This is a genomic window from Nocardia lasii (assembly GCF_042658545.1).
Classification (GTDB): Bacteria; Actinomycetota; Actinomycetes; order Mycobacteriales; family Mycobacteriaceae; genus Nocardia; species Nocardia lasii.
Genome location: NZ_JBHSQN010000010.1, coordinates 168582 through 183360, shown reverse-complemented (window position 1 = coordinate 183360; position 14779 = coordinate 168582). Strand labels below are relative to the sequence as shown.

Annotated in this window: 10 protein-coding genes and 2 pseudogenes; 8 read left to right on the top strand and 4 right to left on the bottom strand. The window is 70.6% G+C overall.

The features are described 5' to 3' along the window. Together ACFP3H_RS15400 and ACFP3H_RS15395 are read left to right on the top strand one after the other, a co-directional pair. Nucleotides 1-412: pseudogene (locus ACFP3H_RS15400) on the top strand (kinase); the annotation flags it as partial. 81 nt (nt 413-493) lie between these two features. Beyond that, nucleotides 494-1318, top strand: coding sequence for a siderophore-interacting protein (locus ACFP3H_RS15395; RefSeq protein ID WP_378606008.1), 825 nt, complete (start codon nt 494-496; stop codon nt 1316-1318). A gap of 23 nt (nt 1319-1341) precedes the next feature. On the opposite strand, the gene ACFP3H_RS15390 is transcribed toward ACFP3H_RS15395, so the two are convergent. Further along, nucleotides 1342-3009: an alkaline phosphatase D family protein gene (locus tag ACFP3H_RS15390; protein ID WP_378606005.1), complete on the bottom strand. Its 1668-nt coding sequence runs from the start codon at nt 3007-3009 to the stop codon at nt 1342-1344. A gap of 150 nt (nt 3010-3159) precedes the next feature. On the opposite strand from ACFP3H_RS15390, the gene ACFP3H_RS15385 reads away from it, so the two are divergent. From ACFP3H_RS15385 to ACFP3H_RS15360, 6 genes are all read left to right on the top strand, one after another. Next, nucleotides 3160-4506, top strand: a complete 1347-nt coding sequence (locus ACFP3H_RS15385) for a replication-associated recombination protein A (protein ID WP_378606002.1) — start codon at nt 3160-3162, stop codon at nt 4504-4506. 69 nt (nt 4507-4575) lie between these two features. Further along, nucleotides 4576-7239, top strand: a complete 2664-nt coding sequence (gene alaS, locus ACFP3H_RS15380; RefSeq protein WP_378605999.1) for an alanine--tRNA ligase — start codon at nt 4576-4578, stop codon at nt 7237-7239. After that, on the top strand, nt 7239-7790 hold the full coding sequence (gene ruvX, locus ACFP3H_RS15375) for a Holliday junction resolvase RuvX (protein ID WP_378605996.1): 552 nt from the start codon (nt 7239-7241) through the stop codon (nt 7788-7790). The genes alaS and ruvX overlap by 1 nt, the downstream gene beginning before the upstream one ends. Continuing rightward, nucleotides 7787-9274: an endolytic transglycosylase MltG gene (gene mltG, locus ACFP3H_RS15370; RefSeq protein WP_378605993.1), complete on the top strand. Its 1488-nt coding sequence runs from the start codon at nt 7787-7789 to the stop codon at nt 9272-9274. Before ruvX ends, mltG begins: the two co-directional genes overlap by 4 nt. Beyond that, nucleotides 9274-10089 (top strand): shikimate dehydrogenase, encoded by an 816-nt coding sequence (locus ACFP3H_RS15365; protein WP_378605990.1) that lies wholly within the window; start codon nt 9274-9276, stop codon nt 10087-10089. Before mltG ends, ACFP3H_RS15365 begins: the two co-directional genes overlap by 1 nt. A 36-nt stretch (nt 10090-10125) precedes the next feature. After that, nucleotides 10126-10557 (top strand): B-4DMT family transporter, encoded by a 432-nt coding sequence (locus tag ACFP3H_RS15360; RefSeq protein WP_378605987.1) that lies wholly within the window; start codon nt 10126-10128, stop codon nt 10555-10557. Between the two features lie 59 nt (nt 10558-10616). On the opposite strand, the gene ACFP3H_RS15355 is transcribed toward ACFP3H_RS15360, so the two are convergent. The 3 genes and pseudogenes from ACFP3H_RS15355 to ACFP3H_RS15345 form a co-directional block, all read right to left on the bottom strand. Beyond that, nucleotides 10617-12215 (bottom strand): GMC oxidoreductase, encoded by a 1599-nt coding sequence (locus ACFP3H_RS15355; RefSeq protein WP_378605984.1) that lies wholly within the window; start codon nt 12213-12215, stop codon nt 10617-10619. Between the two features lie 148 nt (nt 12216-12363). Beyond that, complete coding sequence (aroB, locus tag ACFP3H_RS15350) at nt 12364-13479, bottom strand: 3-dehydroquinate synthase (protein ID WP_378605981.1); 1116 nt, start codon at nt 13477-13479, stop codon at nt 12364-12366. Nucleotides 13480-14129: 650 nt separating this feature from the next. Continuing rightward, nucleotides 14130-14759, bottom strand: a pseudogene (locus ACFP3H_RS15345) (shikimate kinase); the annotation flags it as partial. Between the last annotated feature and the right edge of the window lie 20 nt (nt 14760-14779).

Sequence of the window (14779 nt, the reverse complement as noted above, 5' to 3'; positions counted from 1 at the left end):
CGAGTGGGGCGGTTTCCGCGACGCCACCCTCGACATCGCCTACGCGCTGGTCTCGTTCCCCGGCTGCCTGTGCGATTTCGAACTCTCGCGCGGGCGGGCCAGGGAGATGGTCGAGGCGTGGCGTTCGGCGGTGGTGGGGGTCTGGCCCTCGCTGGCTGACGACGACGTGCTGGCCGAACGCATCCTCGAGGCCCGACTGATCTGGGTGTGGCTGTCCACCTACTGGTTCCTGCCCGCCGATCACACCCGCATCGCCACCGCCCGCGAACACGGACTGTCGGTGCCGCGTTCGGAGGCGCTGATCAACCGTTGGTCGGCGCTGGCCGAGGACGCCAGGATGACCGGTGACGACGCGGTCGGCGACTTCGCCGAACAGGTCTCGGCGATGCTCGAGGAACGCTGGTCGGAGTAGCCGCGCAGGGAGCTCCCCACTTTTCGACTCGACGCGGGTAGCGTCGGTGAACGTTCGAGAACCGTGGAGTGGGGAGTGCCCGTGCCGAAGTCGATCGTCGTGACCGTCGTGGACAAGCAGTGGTTGGGCGCGCACCTGGTGCGGGTGGTCGGCACCGTCGAGCCTGCGGCATTCACGCCCAACGAGTTCTCCGACGCGTACGTGAAGGTGATCTTCCCGGTGCCCGGTGTCGAGTACCCCGAGCCGTTCGATCTCGACACGATCCGCGCGACGCTCGGCCCCGAGAGTCAGCCGGTGCTGCGGACCTACACCGTGCGGTCCTTCGACCCCGAAACACGCGCGATCAGTATCGATCTCGTGGTGCACGGCGACGAGGGGATCGCGGGTCCGTGGGCGCGCGCGGTCGAACCCGGCGAGCGGTTCCGGCTGTTCGGGCCCGGCGGCGCGTTCGCGCCCGATCCGGCGGCCGAGTGGTTCCTGCTCGCCGGTGACGAGTCCGCGCTGCCCGCGATCGCGGCCACCCTCGAGGCACTGCCCGCGGGTGTGCCCGCGCTGGTGTTCGTCGAGGTCGGTGGTCCCGAGGACGAGATCGCGCTCGATTCGGCAGCGGACGCGCGAGTGCACTGGGTGCATCGCGGGATGAGTTCGGACCGGATTCCCGACGAGCTGGCCGGCGCGCACTCCCCGCTGGTCGCGGCCGTGCGGGCGGCCGAGTGGCTGCCGGGCCAGGTGCAGGCGTTCGTGCACGGCGAGGCCGACGCGGTGATGCGGCAGCTGCGGCCCTACCTGCGCAAGGAACGCGCGATCGCGCCCAAGTGGTTGTCGATCTCGGGCTACTGGCGGCGCGGCCGCACCGAGGAGGGCTTCCGGGAATGGAAGCGGGAGTTGGCCGCCGAAGGCGCCTGATCCGGCCGGGGTGGCGCGCGCGGTCAGGTCAGTGGCGTGGGGCGCTGCTCGATCCGGCCGCCGCTGGGGACGGCGAACGAGATCCCGTGTCGCACACCCGAGACCGGGTCGGTGACATCGGCGACGTAGAACCAGTCCATCTGGGTCTGGGTCGGGGTCACCTCGAGCACACCGAAACCGTGCGAGTCGAGCTCCACATAGCGCAGGTGGTGGTTGGCGAGTTTGATCGCTTCCTCGGCGGGGACCGAGGCGGTGCGCGGCGGCACCTTCAACAGGTCGCCGACGCTCGAGGAGGTGACCGAGGGGATGACGAACTCCGCGCCCACGGTGGGCCCCGCCGGGTAGTTCGCGGTGTTCAGCGGCAGGTCGGCGGCCCAGGAGGTGTGGATGTCGCCGGTGAGGAACACGACGTCGCTGACCTGGTTGGCGGCGATGGCGTCGAACAGGGTGCGCCGGTCGGCGGTGTAGCCGTCCCACTGGTCGCCGTTGACGGTGATGCCGCCCTGCGGCAGGCCCAGCGCGGTCGTGATCGCCTGGGTGGTGGCGGATTCCAGCGGCGGGAACACCAGCGGGGCCACCATCACCGAGTTGCCGATCAGCTTCCAGTGGGTGGGCGCGGAGGTGAGTCCGGCGGTGAGCCAGTCCATCTGGGCGCGACCGGTCAGGGTGCGGCTCGGGTCGTCGGCGTGGCGCCAGCCCGCGAGCGGTCCGGCCTCCTCGTCGCGGTAGCTGCGCAGATCCAGCATCGACAGTTCGGCCAGCATGCCGAAGCGCAGGCGTCGGTAGATCTGCACCTGGCCGTCGGAGCGGGTGGCGCGCACCGGCATCCACTCGAGGTAGGCGCGTGCCGAGGCGGCCTTGCGGTCGCCCCAGTCGCCCTGGGTGGCGGGGTCGTGGTTCTCCGCGCCGTCGCGCCAGGAGTTGTCGGCCGACTCGTGGTCGTCCCAGGTGCAGATGAACGGCAGCTTCGCGTGCAGGGCCAGCAGGTCGGGGTCGGTCTTGTACTGGCCGTGGCGGGTGCGGTAGTCGGCGAGGGTGACGATCTCGTTGACCGGATCGTGGGCGCGCACCGCGCCGTTGCGGCCGGTGTAGGCACCGCGCGCGTACTCGTAGATGTAGTCGCCGAGGTGCACGATCGCGTCGAGGTCGGTGCGTGCGGCCAGGTGCCGGTAGGAACCGAACCAGCCGGCTTCCCAGTTCGAGCACGACACCAGGCCCAGCCGCAGACGGTCGAGCTCGGCGTCGAGGGCGGGCGCGGTGCGGGTGCGGCCCACGGGGGAGGTCTCCCCGCGCGCGGTGAAGCGGTAGAAGTAGTCCCGGCCGGGGGCCAGGCCGGTCGCGTCGACCTTGACGGTGTGGTCGGTGTCGGTCGAGGCGGTCACGGTGCCCGAGGCCGCCGTGGCGTCGAAGTCGGGGTCGGTGCTGATCTCCCAGCGCACCGGCGTGGCCGCGCCGATCCCGGAACCGGGTGTGGCGTCCTCGGCGACGGTGACCCTGGTCCACAGGATGACGGCGGTGGGCAGCGGATCGCCGGAGGCGACACCGTGTCGGAAGGTCGAACCGCTCGCGTGCGCGGGGGCGGCGGTGCCCAGCACCGCGCCCGCCGCCGCTGCCGTCGTCCCGGCGAACAGGGTGCGGCGGGCGAAGTGTCCGGACGGCGGGGAGGTGACGGCGCTGTTGTTTTCGACCACGATCAGCGATCACATCCCATCGGGGCCGTCCGCGCAAGTCGTACACGCAAGAGTTGGTCAATTGTCCACTTTTAGGAAACGTGCTGGTCGACCGCGAAGTCCCGCCGAGCGTGTCGGCAACCTGTCCGAGGGTCTCGGTACCCTGCACACGTGAGCGACAGCCTTTTCGACGTGCCCGGCGAACACGCCTCCGCCGAATCCGGCGCCGACGCGGTGTTCCGTCGCGATTCGGGTGCGCCGCTCGCCGTGCGGATGCGTCCCGCGAACCTCGACGAGGTGATCGGGCAGGGACATCTGCTGGGGCCGGGCTCGCCGCTGCGCCGACTCGTGGAGGGCTCCGGCGCGGCGTCGGTACTGCTCTACGGTCCGCCCGGAACCGGTAAGACCACCCTGGCCTCGCTGCTGTCGCAGGCCACCGGGCGTCGATTCGAGGCGCTCTCGGCGCTCTCGGCCGGCGTGAAGGACGTGCGGGCGGTCATCGACCTGGCCCGGCGCAGGCTCACCGCCGGCGAGCAGACCGTGCTGTTCATCGACGAGATCCACCGGTTCTCCAAGACCCAGCAGGACGCCCTGCTGGCCGCGGTGGAGAACCGGATCGTGCTGCTGGTCGGCGCGACGACGGAGAACCCGTCCTTCTCGGTGGTGTCGCCGCTGCTGTCGCGCTCGCTGGTGCTGCAACTGCAACCGCTCACCCCCGACGATGTGCGGGCCGTGCTCGCCCGCGCGATCCACGATCCGCGCGGCCTGGCCGACGCCCTCACCGTCACCGACGACGCGATCGAACACATCGTCAGGATCGCCGGTGGCGACGCGCGCCGCGCGCTGACCGCCCTGGAGGCCTCGGCCGAATCCGCCACCGAGGGGACCGTCGATCTGGCACTGGTCGAGGCGACCGTCGACAAGGCCGCCGTGCGCTACGACCGGGCGGGCGATCAGCACTACGACGTGATCAGCGCCTTCATCAAGTCCATTCGCGGATCCGATGTCGATGCCGCCGTGCACTACCTGGCCCGCATGCTCGCCGCGGGGGAGGACCCGCGCTTCATCGCGCGGCGCCTGATGATCCACGCCAGCGAGGACATCGGCATGGCCGATCCGATGGCCCTGCAGACCGCCACCGCCGCCGCCCAGGTGGTCGCGCAGGTCGGCCTGCCCGAATGCAAACTCGCGCTGGCCCAGGCCACCATCCATCTCGCCACCGCCCCCAAGTCCGGCGCGGTGACCACCGCCATCGGCAAGGCCATGGACGACGTCAGCCGTGGCAAGGCCGGTGCCGTCCCGCCCTACCTGCGCGACGGCCACTACGCCGGCGCCGCCCTGCTCGGCAACGCGCAGGGCTACAAGTTCCCGCACAAGTACCGCGAGGGCGTGGTCACCCAGCAGTACCCGCCCGACGAACTCGTCGGCACCGACTACTACCTGCCCACCGAGCACGGCAACGAACGCGCCATCGGTCCCCGCGTGGAGAAACTGCGCCGCATCGTGCGCGGCGAGTGAGGCCGGGGTGGCGTAAACCACCCCGGTCGATGAAAAACCACGTGCGGGGCACCGGTAGGCTGGGTATTCGTGCAGACCCACGAGATTCGACGACGGTTCCTGGACCATTTCGTCCGTGCCGGACACACCGAGGTCCCCAGTGCCTCGCTGATCCTGGCCGACCCGAACCTGCTGTTCGTCAATGCGGGCATGGTGCAGTTCGTTCCGTATTTCCTCGGTCAGCAGACCCCGCCGTGGGCGAGGGCGACCAGCGTGCAGAAGTGCGTGCGCACCCTCGACATCGAGAACGTCGGCATCACCACCCGCCACAACACCTTCTTCCAGATGGCGGGCAACTTCAGCTTCGGTGACTACTTCAAGCGCGAGGCCATCACCCTGGCCTGGACGCTGCTCACCGACAGCGTCGAGGACGGCGGCTACGGTTTCGACCCCGAACGACTGTGGGTCACCGTCTACCTCGACGACGACGAGGCCGAGCGCATGTGGCTCGAGATGGGCGTGCCCGCCGACCGCATCCAGCGTCGCGGCATGGCCGACAACTACTGGTCGATGGGCATTCCCGGCCCGTGTGGCCCGTGCTCGGAGATCTACTTCGACCGCGGCCCCGAATACGGTGTCGAGGGCGGCCCGGAGGCCGACGAGGACCGCTACATCGAGATCTGGAATCTCGTGTTCATGCAGAACGAGCGCGGCGCCGGCATCGGCAAGGACAACTTCGAGATCCTGGGCCCGCTGCCCAAGCAGAACATCGACACCGGCATGGGCGTCGAGCGGGTGGCGTTCCTGCTCCAGGGTGTGGACAACGTCTACGAGACCGACCTCATGCGCCCGATCATCGACAAGGCCGAGCAGCTCACCGGCCGCTCCTACGGCACCGATCACACCGACGACGTGCGCTTCCGCGTGATCGCCGACCACGCCCGCACCGCCGCCATGCTCATCGCCGACGGCGTGAACCCCGGCAACGACGGTCGCGGTTACGTGCTGCGCCGCCTGCTGCGTCGCATCGTGCGTTCGGCGCGCCTGCTGGGCGCCGAGAAGCCGGTGATGGCCGAGCTGATCAAGGTCGTCACCGACCTGATGGCCCCGTCCTACCCGGAACTGGCCACCGATTTCTCCCGTATCGAGACCGTGTCGGTCGGCGAGGAGATGGCCTTCCTCAAGACCCTCAACACCGGGGAGACCCTGTTCGACAACGCCGCCTCCGCGGTGAAGTCCAAGGGCGGCAAGCAGATCACCGGCGACGACGCCTTCGCCCTGCACGACACCTACGGCTTCCCGATCGACCTGACCCTCGAAATGGCCGCCGAGGCGGGCCTTTCGGTGGACGAGGACGGTTTCCGTTCGCTGATGGCCGAGCAACGCAAGCGCGCCAAGGACGACGCCCAGGCCCGCAAGCACGCCCACGCCGACCTCACCGTCTACAAGGAACTGGTCGATCGCGGCGCCACCGAGTTCACCGGTTTCGACGAGCTCACCTCCGAGGCCAACGTGCTGGCCCTGATCGCCGACGGCGTGCGGGTGCCGGTCGCCACGGCCGGGCAGAACGTCGAGGTCATCCTCGATCGCAGCCCCATGTACGCCGAGTCCGGCGGCCAGATCGCCGATCGCGGCACCATCACCGCCAACGGCGTGAAGTTGCAGATCAACGATGTGCAGAAGATCGCCAAGAAGCTGTGGGTGCACAAGGCCACCGTCGAGCAGGGCCAGATCACCGAGGGCGATGTCGTACTCGCCCAGGCCGATCCGGCGTGGCGTCGCGGCGCCACCCAGGGCCACTCCGGCACGCACATGGTGCACGCCGCGCTGCGTCAGATCCTGGGCCCCAACGCCGTGCAGGCCGGTTCGTTGAACAAGCCCGGCTATCTGCGCTTCGACTTCAACTGGCAGGGTTCGCTGTCCGAGCAGCAGAAGGCCGATATCGAGGCCGTCTCCAATGACGCGGTGGGCGCGGACTTCCCGGTGAACACCTTCGTCACCGACCTGCCCAAGGCCAAGGAAATGGGCGCGATGGCCCTGTTCGGCGAGAACTACGGCGACGAGGTGCGCGTCGTGGAGATCGGCGGCCCGTTCTCGATGGAACTGTGCGGCGGCACCCACGTGGAGCACTCCTCGCAGATCGGCCCGATCACCCTGCTGGGTGAGTCCTCGGTCGGTTCCGGCGTGCGGCGCGTGGAGGCCTTCGTCGGCCTGGATTCCTACAAGTACCTGGCCAAGGAGCGCGCGCTGCTGGCCGGTGTGGCGTCCTCGCTGAAGGTGCCCTCCGACGAGGTACCCGGGCGCGTGGAGCAGCTCGTGGAGCGGCTCAAGGTGGCCGAGAAGGAGCTGGAGCGCACCAAGATCGCCGCGGTGCTGTCCTCGGCGGGCACGTTCGCCGAGCAGGCCGAGCGGGTCGGTTCGGTGCGCCTGGTGGCCGCCGCCGCGCCCGAGGGCGTGTCGGCCGGTGACCTGCGCACCCTGGCCACCGACATCCGTGGCCGCCTCGGCACCGATCCCGCCGTGGTGGTGCTGCTGGGCAATGTCGACGGCAAGGCGCCGTTCGTGGTGACCGTCAACAAGGCCGCGCAGGACCTGGGCTTCAAGTCCGGCGATCTGGTCGGCGCCTTCGGCCCCAGCATCGCCGGGCGCGGTGGCGGCAAGCCGGAGATGGCGCAGGGCGCCGGTTCGGATCCGTCGGGCATCCCGGCCGGTCTGGCCGCGGTCCGCGCCCGGGTGGCCGAACTCGCCGGCTGATGACCACTTCTGGTTCACCCGACGCCGAATCCGCCGACCGCCCCGACCCGGCCACCGATCCGGGTCGGGGTCGGCGGATCGCGATCGACGTCGGTAGCGTGCGCGTCGGGGTCGCCTCGAGCGACCCCGACGGCATCCTCGCCACCCCGGTGGAAACCGTCGCGCGCGCCAAATCGGGACGCGCGGGCGGCCCACCCGCCGATATCGCGAGAATTGCCGAGATTGTGCGGGAGTACGAGGCGGTCGAGGTGATCATCGGCCTGCCACGGACATTGCGCGGCGAAAACGGCACCGCGGCGGGGATCGCTCGCAAGTTTGCCAAGCAGTTGCGCCGGGTGATCGACCCGATTCCGATACGTCTTTCCGACGAACGTTTGACTACGGTGTCTGCTGCACGTGCGCTGCGCGACAGTGGAGTTCGCGCACGTGGCCAGCGGCAGATGATCGACCAGGCGGCAGCCGTGTCGATCCTGCAAGGATGGTTGGACGAGCGGAGTTCGATGGTGAAGGACGCAACAGAGACGGCGAACGCGGTCGGAGATGATCTATGACCGACCGATGGGCCAGGGCCGAGGAGCGCTATCGAGCGCGCGAGGCCGATCGGCGCTACCCCCGTCGCGATGACTGGGGCCTCGATGCCCGCGCGGTCCGCCCCGACGACCGTGAGGCGCCCGACCGCGGCGAGTGGGACGAGGACGGCACCGACGTCATCCCCCGCTACGAGGACGAGGTCGTCGACGAGACGACCGCACCCGAGCCCGAGTCCGAACCGGTCGCGCCACCGCAGCGCATCGGCCGACGGCCCGCGCCCGAGCGTGGACGCGGGGCGTCGTCGGGTCGAACCAAGGCGTCGAGCCGCGCCAAATCGCGGATCGCCTCGCGCAAGGCGGCCGAACGTAAGAAGCGTCGCCGCAACATGTGGGTGATCGCGGCGGTGTTCGCCGTGCTGGTCGTCTCCGCCGGCGGTTTCGCCGGGTACAAACTGATGAGCGGTTTCACCCCCGCCGAGGATTTCGCGGGCCCGCCCGGACCGCTCGCGGTGGTCCAGGTGCACTCCGGCGACACCGCCACCGAGATCGCGGTGTCGATGAAGGACAAGGGCATCGTCGCCAGCTCGGCGGCGTTCTACGAAGCGGCCGTGCGCAATTCGGCCATGAGCGGCGTGCAGCCCGGGTTCTACGCGATCGGGGAGCGCAGTCCGGCCGCCGACGCGGTCGCCGCGCTCGTCGGTGGTCAGTCCCGGGTCGGCAAGGTGGTCGTGTCCGAGGGTCGCCTGCTGCACGACAAGCACGACGTGGGCACCGGTGGCCGCTACGACGGCATCTACCGCAAGATCGAAGAGGCCAGTTGCCTGGGCCCCGAACGCAAGTGCGTGCGCTACGAGGACCTCGACGCCGCGGGCGCGAGCCTGGACCTGGCCGCGCTGGGCGTGCCCGAATGGGCGACGCAGGGCGTGCGGGACTGCCCGGAGCGGGCCCGTCAGCTCGAAGGGCTCATCGCGGCGGGCACCTGGGATTTCGACCCCAGCGCCACCCCGACGCAGATCCTGCGCCAACTGATCACCTCGAGCGTGCGGGCCTATGAGGCGACCGGGCTGTTGCAGTCCGGCGCCAGGACCGAGCTGACCCCCTACGAGACCCTCGTCGCCGCCTCGCTGGTCGAACGCGAGGCCAAGCCCGAGGACATGGGCAAGGTGGCGCGGGTGATCCTGAACCGCCTCGAGATCGGTCAGATGCTGCAGTTCGACTCGACGGTGAACTACACCCTCGACACCACCGAGGTGGCGACCACCGACGCCGACCGGGCCCGCAAGACCGCCTGGAACACCTACGCGATGGAAGGTCTGCCGCGGACGCCGATCTCCGCGCCGTCGGTGGCCGCGCTCAGCGCCATGGAGAACCCGGAGCCCGGCGCCTGGCTGTACTTCGTCACCGTCGACAAGCAGGGCACCACGAAGTTCGCCGACTCCTATCAGGAGCACCTGCGGCTGGTCACCCAGGCCCAGAACAGCGGCATCCTCGACAGCGGGCGCTGATGAGCGTGCGCAAGGCCGCCGTGCTCGGCTCACCGATCTCGCATTCCCGCTCGCCCCAGCTGCACCTGGCCGCCTACCGCGCGCTCGGCCTGGACTGGACCTACGAGCGGATCGACTGCGATGCCGCGCGCCTGCCCGGACTCGTCGGCGAACTCGGCCCGGAATGGGTCGGGTTGTCGGTGACGATGCCGGGCAAGGAGGCGGCGCTGGCGGTCGCCGACGAACGCACCGAGCGTGCCGTGCTGGTCGGTTCCGCGAATACGCTGGTGCGCACCGAGTCCGGGTGGCGTGCGGACTGCACCGATGTCGACGGCGTGTTCGGCGCGCTGCGCGGTGGCGGGGTCTCGACCATCGACGAGGCCGTGGTGCTCGGCGCCGGTGGTACGGCGCGGCCCGCGTTGCTGGCGCTGTCCGAACTCGGCGCGAAGACGGTCACCGTGGTCGCCCGCGATGCCGGACGGGCGCGTGGCGCGCTGGAATTGGCCGATCAGCTCGGCATGGTGGCCACGGTCGTCGCGCTCGACGCCGAGCGGGTCCGGGTGGCGTGCGCGTCGGCCGGGGCGGTGGTCAGTACGGTGCCCGCCGAGGCGGCCGCGGTGATCGCCGCGTCGGTCGCGGCCGCGCCGGTCGTGCTCGACGCCATCTACAACCCGTGGCCGACGCCGCTGGCCCGCGCGGTGGCCGACGCCGGGCACACGGTGGTCAGTGGGCTGCAGATGCTGGTGAACCAGGCCTACGGTCAGGTCGAGCAGTTCACCGGGCGGCCGGCGCCGCGCGAGGCGATGGCGGCGGCCATCGCCGATCCACGGAATTGATACCGGTTCTAGTTTTCTCTCGCTAAGGTGTTGACCATGACCGCATGGGTGTTCCGCGCCGTAGTCCTCAGCGCCCTGGTGGTCGCCCTGCGCGTTTTGCTCGGCTTCGCGATGGGCTCCCTGCCCACCTACGGAACCCTGTGGCGCGCAGCCTGTCTCGTCACGATCCTCGCGGTCGTGGTGGCCTGGGGGATGCGCGACGGTCGCGCGCACGCCGAGGCCCGCACCGTCGGCTGGCTCGCCGCCGCCGCCCTCACCGGCCTCACCAGCTGCGCGGTGTGCTGGTTGCTCGACCAGGCTCCCGGCATCGAACTCGGCGACGCCGGGCTGCTCTACGAGCTGAGCTCCGCGGCGTCGTTCATCTTCCTGCTCGTGTTCCTGCCCGCGCTGGCCGGCGTCGCCCTCGGCCACGCCCGGCGACCGGACGAATCCGCTTCGCCCGCGGCAGAACTCGCCACCGCGTCCTGAGCCGACGCGGGGCCTGACGACACGGGGTGCCGGGCGGGCTCGCCCGGCACCCCGTCGTCTCAGCGGCCTGCCGCGAAGAACTTGTCCATGCACCGTTCGGCGACCGCGGCCACCGTCAGCGACGGGTTGACCAGCGCGGCGGAACCGGGCAGCAGCGAACCGTCGACCACGAACAGGTTGTCGTAGCCGTGCACGGTGCCGTCGGTGGCGCAGGCCTTGCCCATCACCATGCCGCCGAGGCCGTGGTAGCTCGAGTAGCTGCCCATGCCGATCTGGCGCGGCCACACCGGCACACCGTTGGCGGTGAACCCGTGTCGGTCGTCGGCGAACTGCTTGAACCGGCCCGCCATCCACTGCGAACGCAGGTCGGCCTCGTTGCCCTCGGGCCAGCGGTAGTTCAGTTCGGCGCGTCCGAGGTCGGCGTTGTAGTCGATGGAACCGCGGTGGTGCGGGTCGGTGATGATCAGGTGGGTGGTGAGACTGTTCAGGTCGACCCCGCCGACCGGGGGCACCGCCTGCCACGCCATCGAGACCGAACCACCCTCGTGGGCGTCGTCGTAGACCAGCGCCACACCGGGACCGCCGTGGGTCGTGCCGTACGGGCGCCGGTTGTTGAGCCGGTTGAACAGGAAGTCGCCGTTGGTGCCGTAGCCCTGGCCGACATGCTCGTTGAGGTTGCGCAGGTGCCCCTTGGCCTTGGCCGAGACCAGCAGCGCCGGGGTGTAGTACGAGCCCGCCGCCATGAACAGGTAGTCGGCGACGACCTGGGAGGTGCCGACCGTGGCGCCGAACTCGTCGATCTGGCGGATCGCGATCGTGAACTGCCGCCCGGATTCCTTGATCTCGGTGACCTCGTGCAGCGCCTTGACGGTGACGTTGCCGGTCTGCTCGGCCCAGGCCAGGTAGTTGCGGTCGACGCTGTTCTTGGCGCCGGAGTTCGTGCCGTTGTTCATCTCGGCGATCATGATCGAGGGCACGCGCTCGCCCGCGAGTTCGGCCCGCACGATGTCCCAGTCGATGGCGAAGTCGAAGAAGTGCGGTTCCAGACCCGAGTCGGCGATATCGGCGAGCCAGGAGCGCGCGCCCACGTAGGACGGATGCGCGAGGATGTCGGCGGGCAGGGGACTGCCGCCGAGGTTCTTGCGGGCTCGCGGGTAGTAGATCTCGGCGAGCTCGGTGTAGTCGAGGTCGCGGGGGAAGCTCGCTTCGAAATCGCGGCGGCGCGGCTGGGCGAGGAACCCGCCGAACACCAGGGAGCCGCCGCCCACACCGGCGCCGTAGAGCGCCACCAGGCCGTTGCCGCGGACCGCGTCGAGGACACCGGCGTAGCGCTCGATCTTGGTGATCTGCTGCACCGGCGAGAGCACCGGCGAATCGCTGAACCAGGCGGCGCGACGATCGGGCGTGGCGCTGGAGCAGAACGTGTCGCCCGCGTCGGTGATCGGCCAGCGCTGTCCGCGCTCGAGCACCACCGTCTTGATACCCGCCGTACCCAGGCGGTACGCGGCGATCGCGCCGCCGAATCCGCTGCCGATCACGACCGCGGTCTTCCCCTGATCCGCGGTGGCGGACCCCATCCCCATCCCCGCCGCGCCGACCGCGATGCCTGCTCCGGTCGCGCGCAGCATTGTCCTACGTGTGAAACGAACGTCCCTCATAGCGCGGACTGTACCAACCGGTGTGCGGTGAAGCACCGCGAGTTCCGTTGTGCGGGCGAACAACCGCGGCCGGGGGTCGCCCAGGGGCACATCGGGGCAGCTCGACCGTGCGTGCCGCGCTCGCGGAGCGGGCACGCACGGTCGTCGATCAGAGCAGAATCGGACCGCCCGGCGTGGCCTCGCGGGCGATCGCGGAGTAGGCGGCGGCCAGCAGTGACGGGTCCGGTCCCTCGAGGCGACCCGGCTTGGCCAGACCGTCGAGGACCACGAAGCGCAGCACGCCCGAACGGGTCTTCTTGTCGGTCTGCATGGCGTCCATGAGGTGGGGCAGCGCGTCGGCGTCGTAGCTCACCGGCAGGCCGACCGATTCGAGGATGGCGCGGTGACGATCGGCGGTGGCGTCGTCGAGGCGCCCGGCCAGGCGGCCGAGTTCGGCGGCGAAGACCAGGCCGACGGCGACGGCGGCGCCGTGCCGCCAGCGGTAGCGCTCGCGCCGCTCCACGGCGTGACCGAGGGTGTGGCCGTAGTTGAGGATCTCGCGCAGGCTCGATTCCTTGAGGTCGGCGGCGACCACGTCGGCCTTGACCTGGATGGCGCGGCGGATCAGTTCGGGTAGCACGTCGCCGGTGGGGTCGAGGGCGGCCTCGGGGTCGGCTTCGATGAGGTCGAGGATCACCGGGTCGGCGATGAAACCGGCCTTGATGATCTCGGCCATGCCCGCCACGATCTCGTTGCGCGGCACCGTTTCCAGCGTCGCCAGGTCGACCAGCACGGCGCTGGGCTCGTGGAAGCTGCCCACGAGGTTCTTGCCCGCCTCGGTGTTGATGCCGGTCTTGCCGCCGACGGCCGCGTCGACCATCGCCAGCAGCGTGGTCGGCACGTGCACGATGCGCACCCCGCGCATCCAGGTGGCGGCCACGAAACCGGCCAGGTCGGTGGCCGCGCCGCCGCCCAGGCTCACGATGGCGTCGTTGCGGGTGAGCCCGATCCGGCCCAGCACCTCCCAGCAGAAGCCGGCCACGGCCAGCTCCTTGCCGTCCTCGGCGTCGGGGATCTCGATGCGATGCGCGTCGATGCCCTTGTCGGCCAGCGCGGTCCGCACCGCCTCGGCGGTCTCGGCCAGCGGCGGCTGATGGAAGATCGCCACGGTCCGCACCGCGTTGCCCGCGGTGACCGAGTCGACGAGATCGCCGAGCAGCCCCCGGCCGATGATCACGGGGTACGGGTCGGCGGTGCGAACCTCGATGATGGACGGCTCATTCACGTGCGCTGCTCCGATTCTTTCTGGTCGTTGCTGATGCGTCGTCCGCCGCGCCGCCGCGGCTGCCCGCGGCGACGGCGTTCGCTGGTGGTGGTGCGATCTGTGTCCCCACCCTGTCCGGGCCGCTCACCGGACGGCTGTGCGCCGTCCCGAGTGCCCGACGCGGTGTCCGGTACGGCCGCGCCGGTGGCTCCGGCCCGGCCCGTGCCACGGGGATCGGCCTGCCGTTCGGCCCCGTGCCTGTCCGACCGCTTGGCGACGCGAACGCGGCGCGGGCCCGCCCCGCCGACCCCACGGTCGCCGACCCGGGCGCTCTGGCCCGCGCCGCGCGTTCCCGGCTGATTCTCGACGTCGGCCCGAGGACCGCCGCCCCGCTCGCCCTGGCCACGCGTCGCGTCCGCGTTCGGGGCGGCCGCGCCCGTGGAACGGAGGCGCGAACCACCGCGCCGCGACCGCGACCGTCGCGACCGGCGAGTCCCGCGCGGCTCGGTGCCGGGCGTGGCACCGGTTCGCGCGCCGCTGTCCTGGGGCGTGGCGGTCTCGTTCTGGCCGGATGACGCTGCGGCCGAACGATGCCGAATGCCACCGGCAGCACGGCGTTCGAGTGGTGACGTGCTCGCCTGTTCGACCCCGTCGCGCCGCGCGGCCGCCCGAGCCCTGGCGCGTCGACGATTCTTGGACCGGTTGCTGCCCGTGCCCGCTTTGGCGCCCACCGAACCCGAAGGGGCGGCGGCACTTCCGCTGGCCGGACGCGCGAGCTCGACATCGGTGCGGACCGATTCCAGCCCGAGCTTGGTCAGGATCATCCGCACCACCCGACCGGGACTTCGCCCGTCGGTCCGCACGCGCACGGTGGCGATCTCCCGGTACAGCGGGCGACGCTCACGCATCAGATCCCGGTATTTCGCCCCCGGGTCGACACCGTTGAGCAGCGGCCGGGAATTGCCCCCGCCGGTGCGCCGAACCCCTTCGGACACACTGATTTCCAGGTACACGACCGTCGCGTCGCGTAGCAGTTCCCTGGTCCGCGCCGACAGCACCGAACCGCCGCCGAGCGACACCACGCCGTCGTGGGTGAGCACCGCGCGGCGCACCACCTGCTCCTCGATCCGGCGGAATTCCGGCTCACCGTCGGTGGCGAAGATGTCGGGGATGGTGCGCCCGGTATCGGCCTCGATGCCGGCGTCGGTGTCGTAGAGCTGCAGGCCCAGTTCCCTGGCCAGCTTGCGCCCGATCGTGGACTTACCCGAACCGGGCAGCCCGACCAGCACGACCCTGGCCAGCGGGGAGCCCCGGTCCGCAC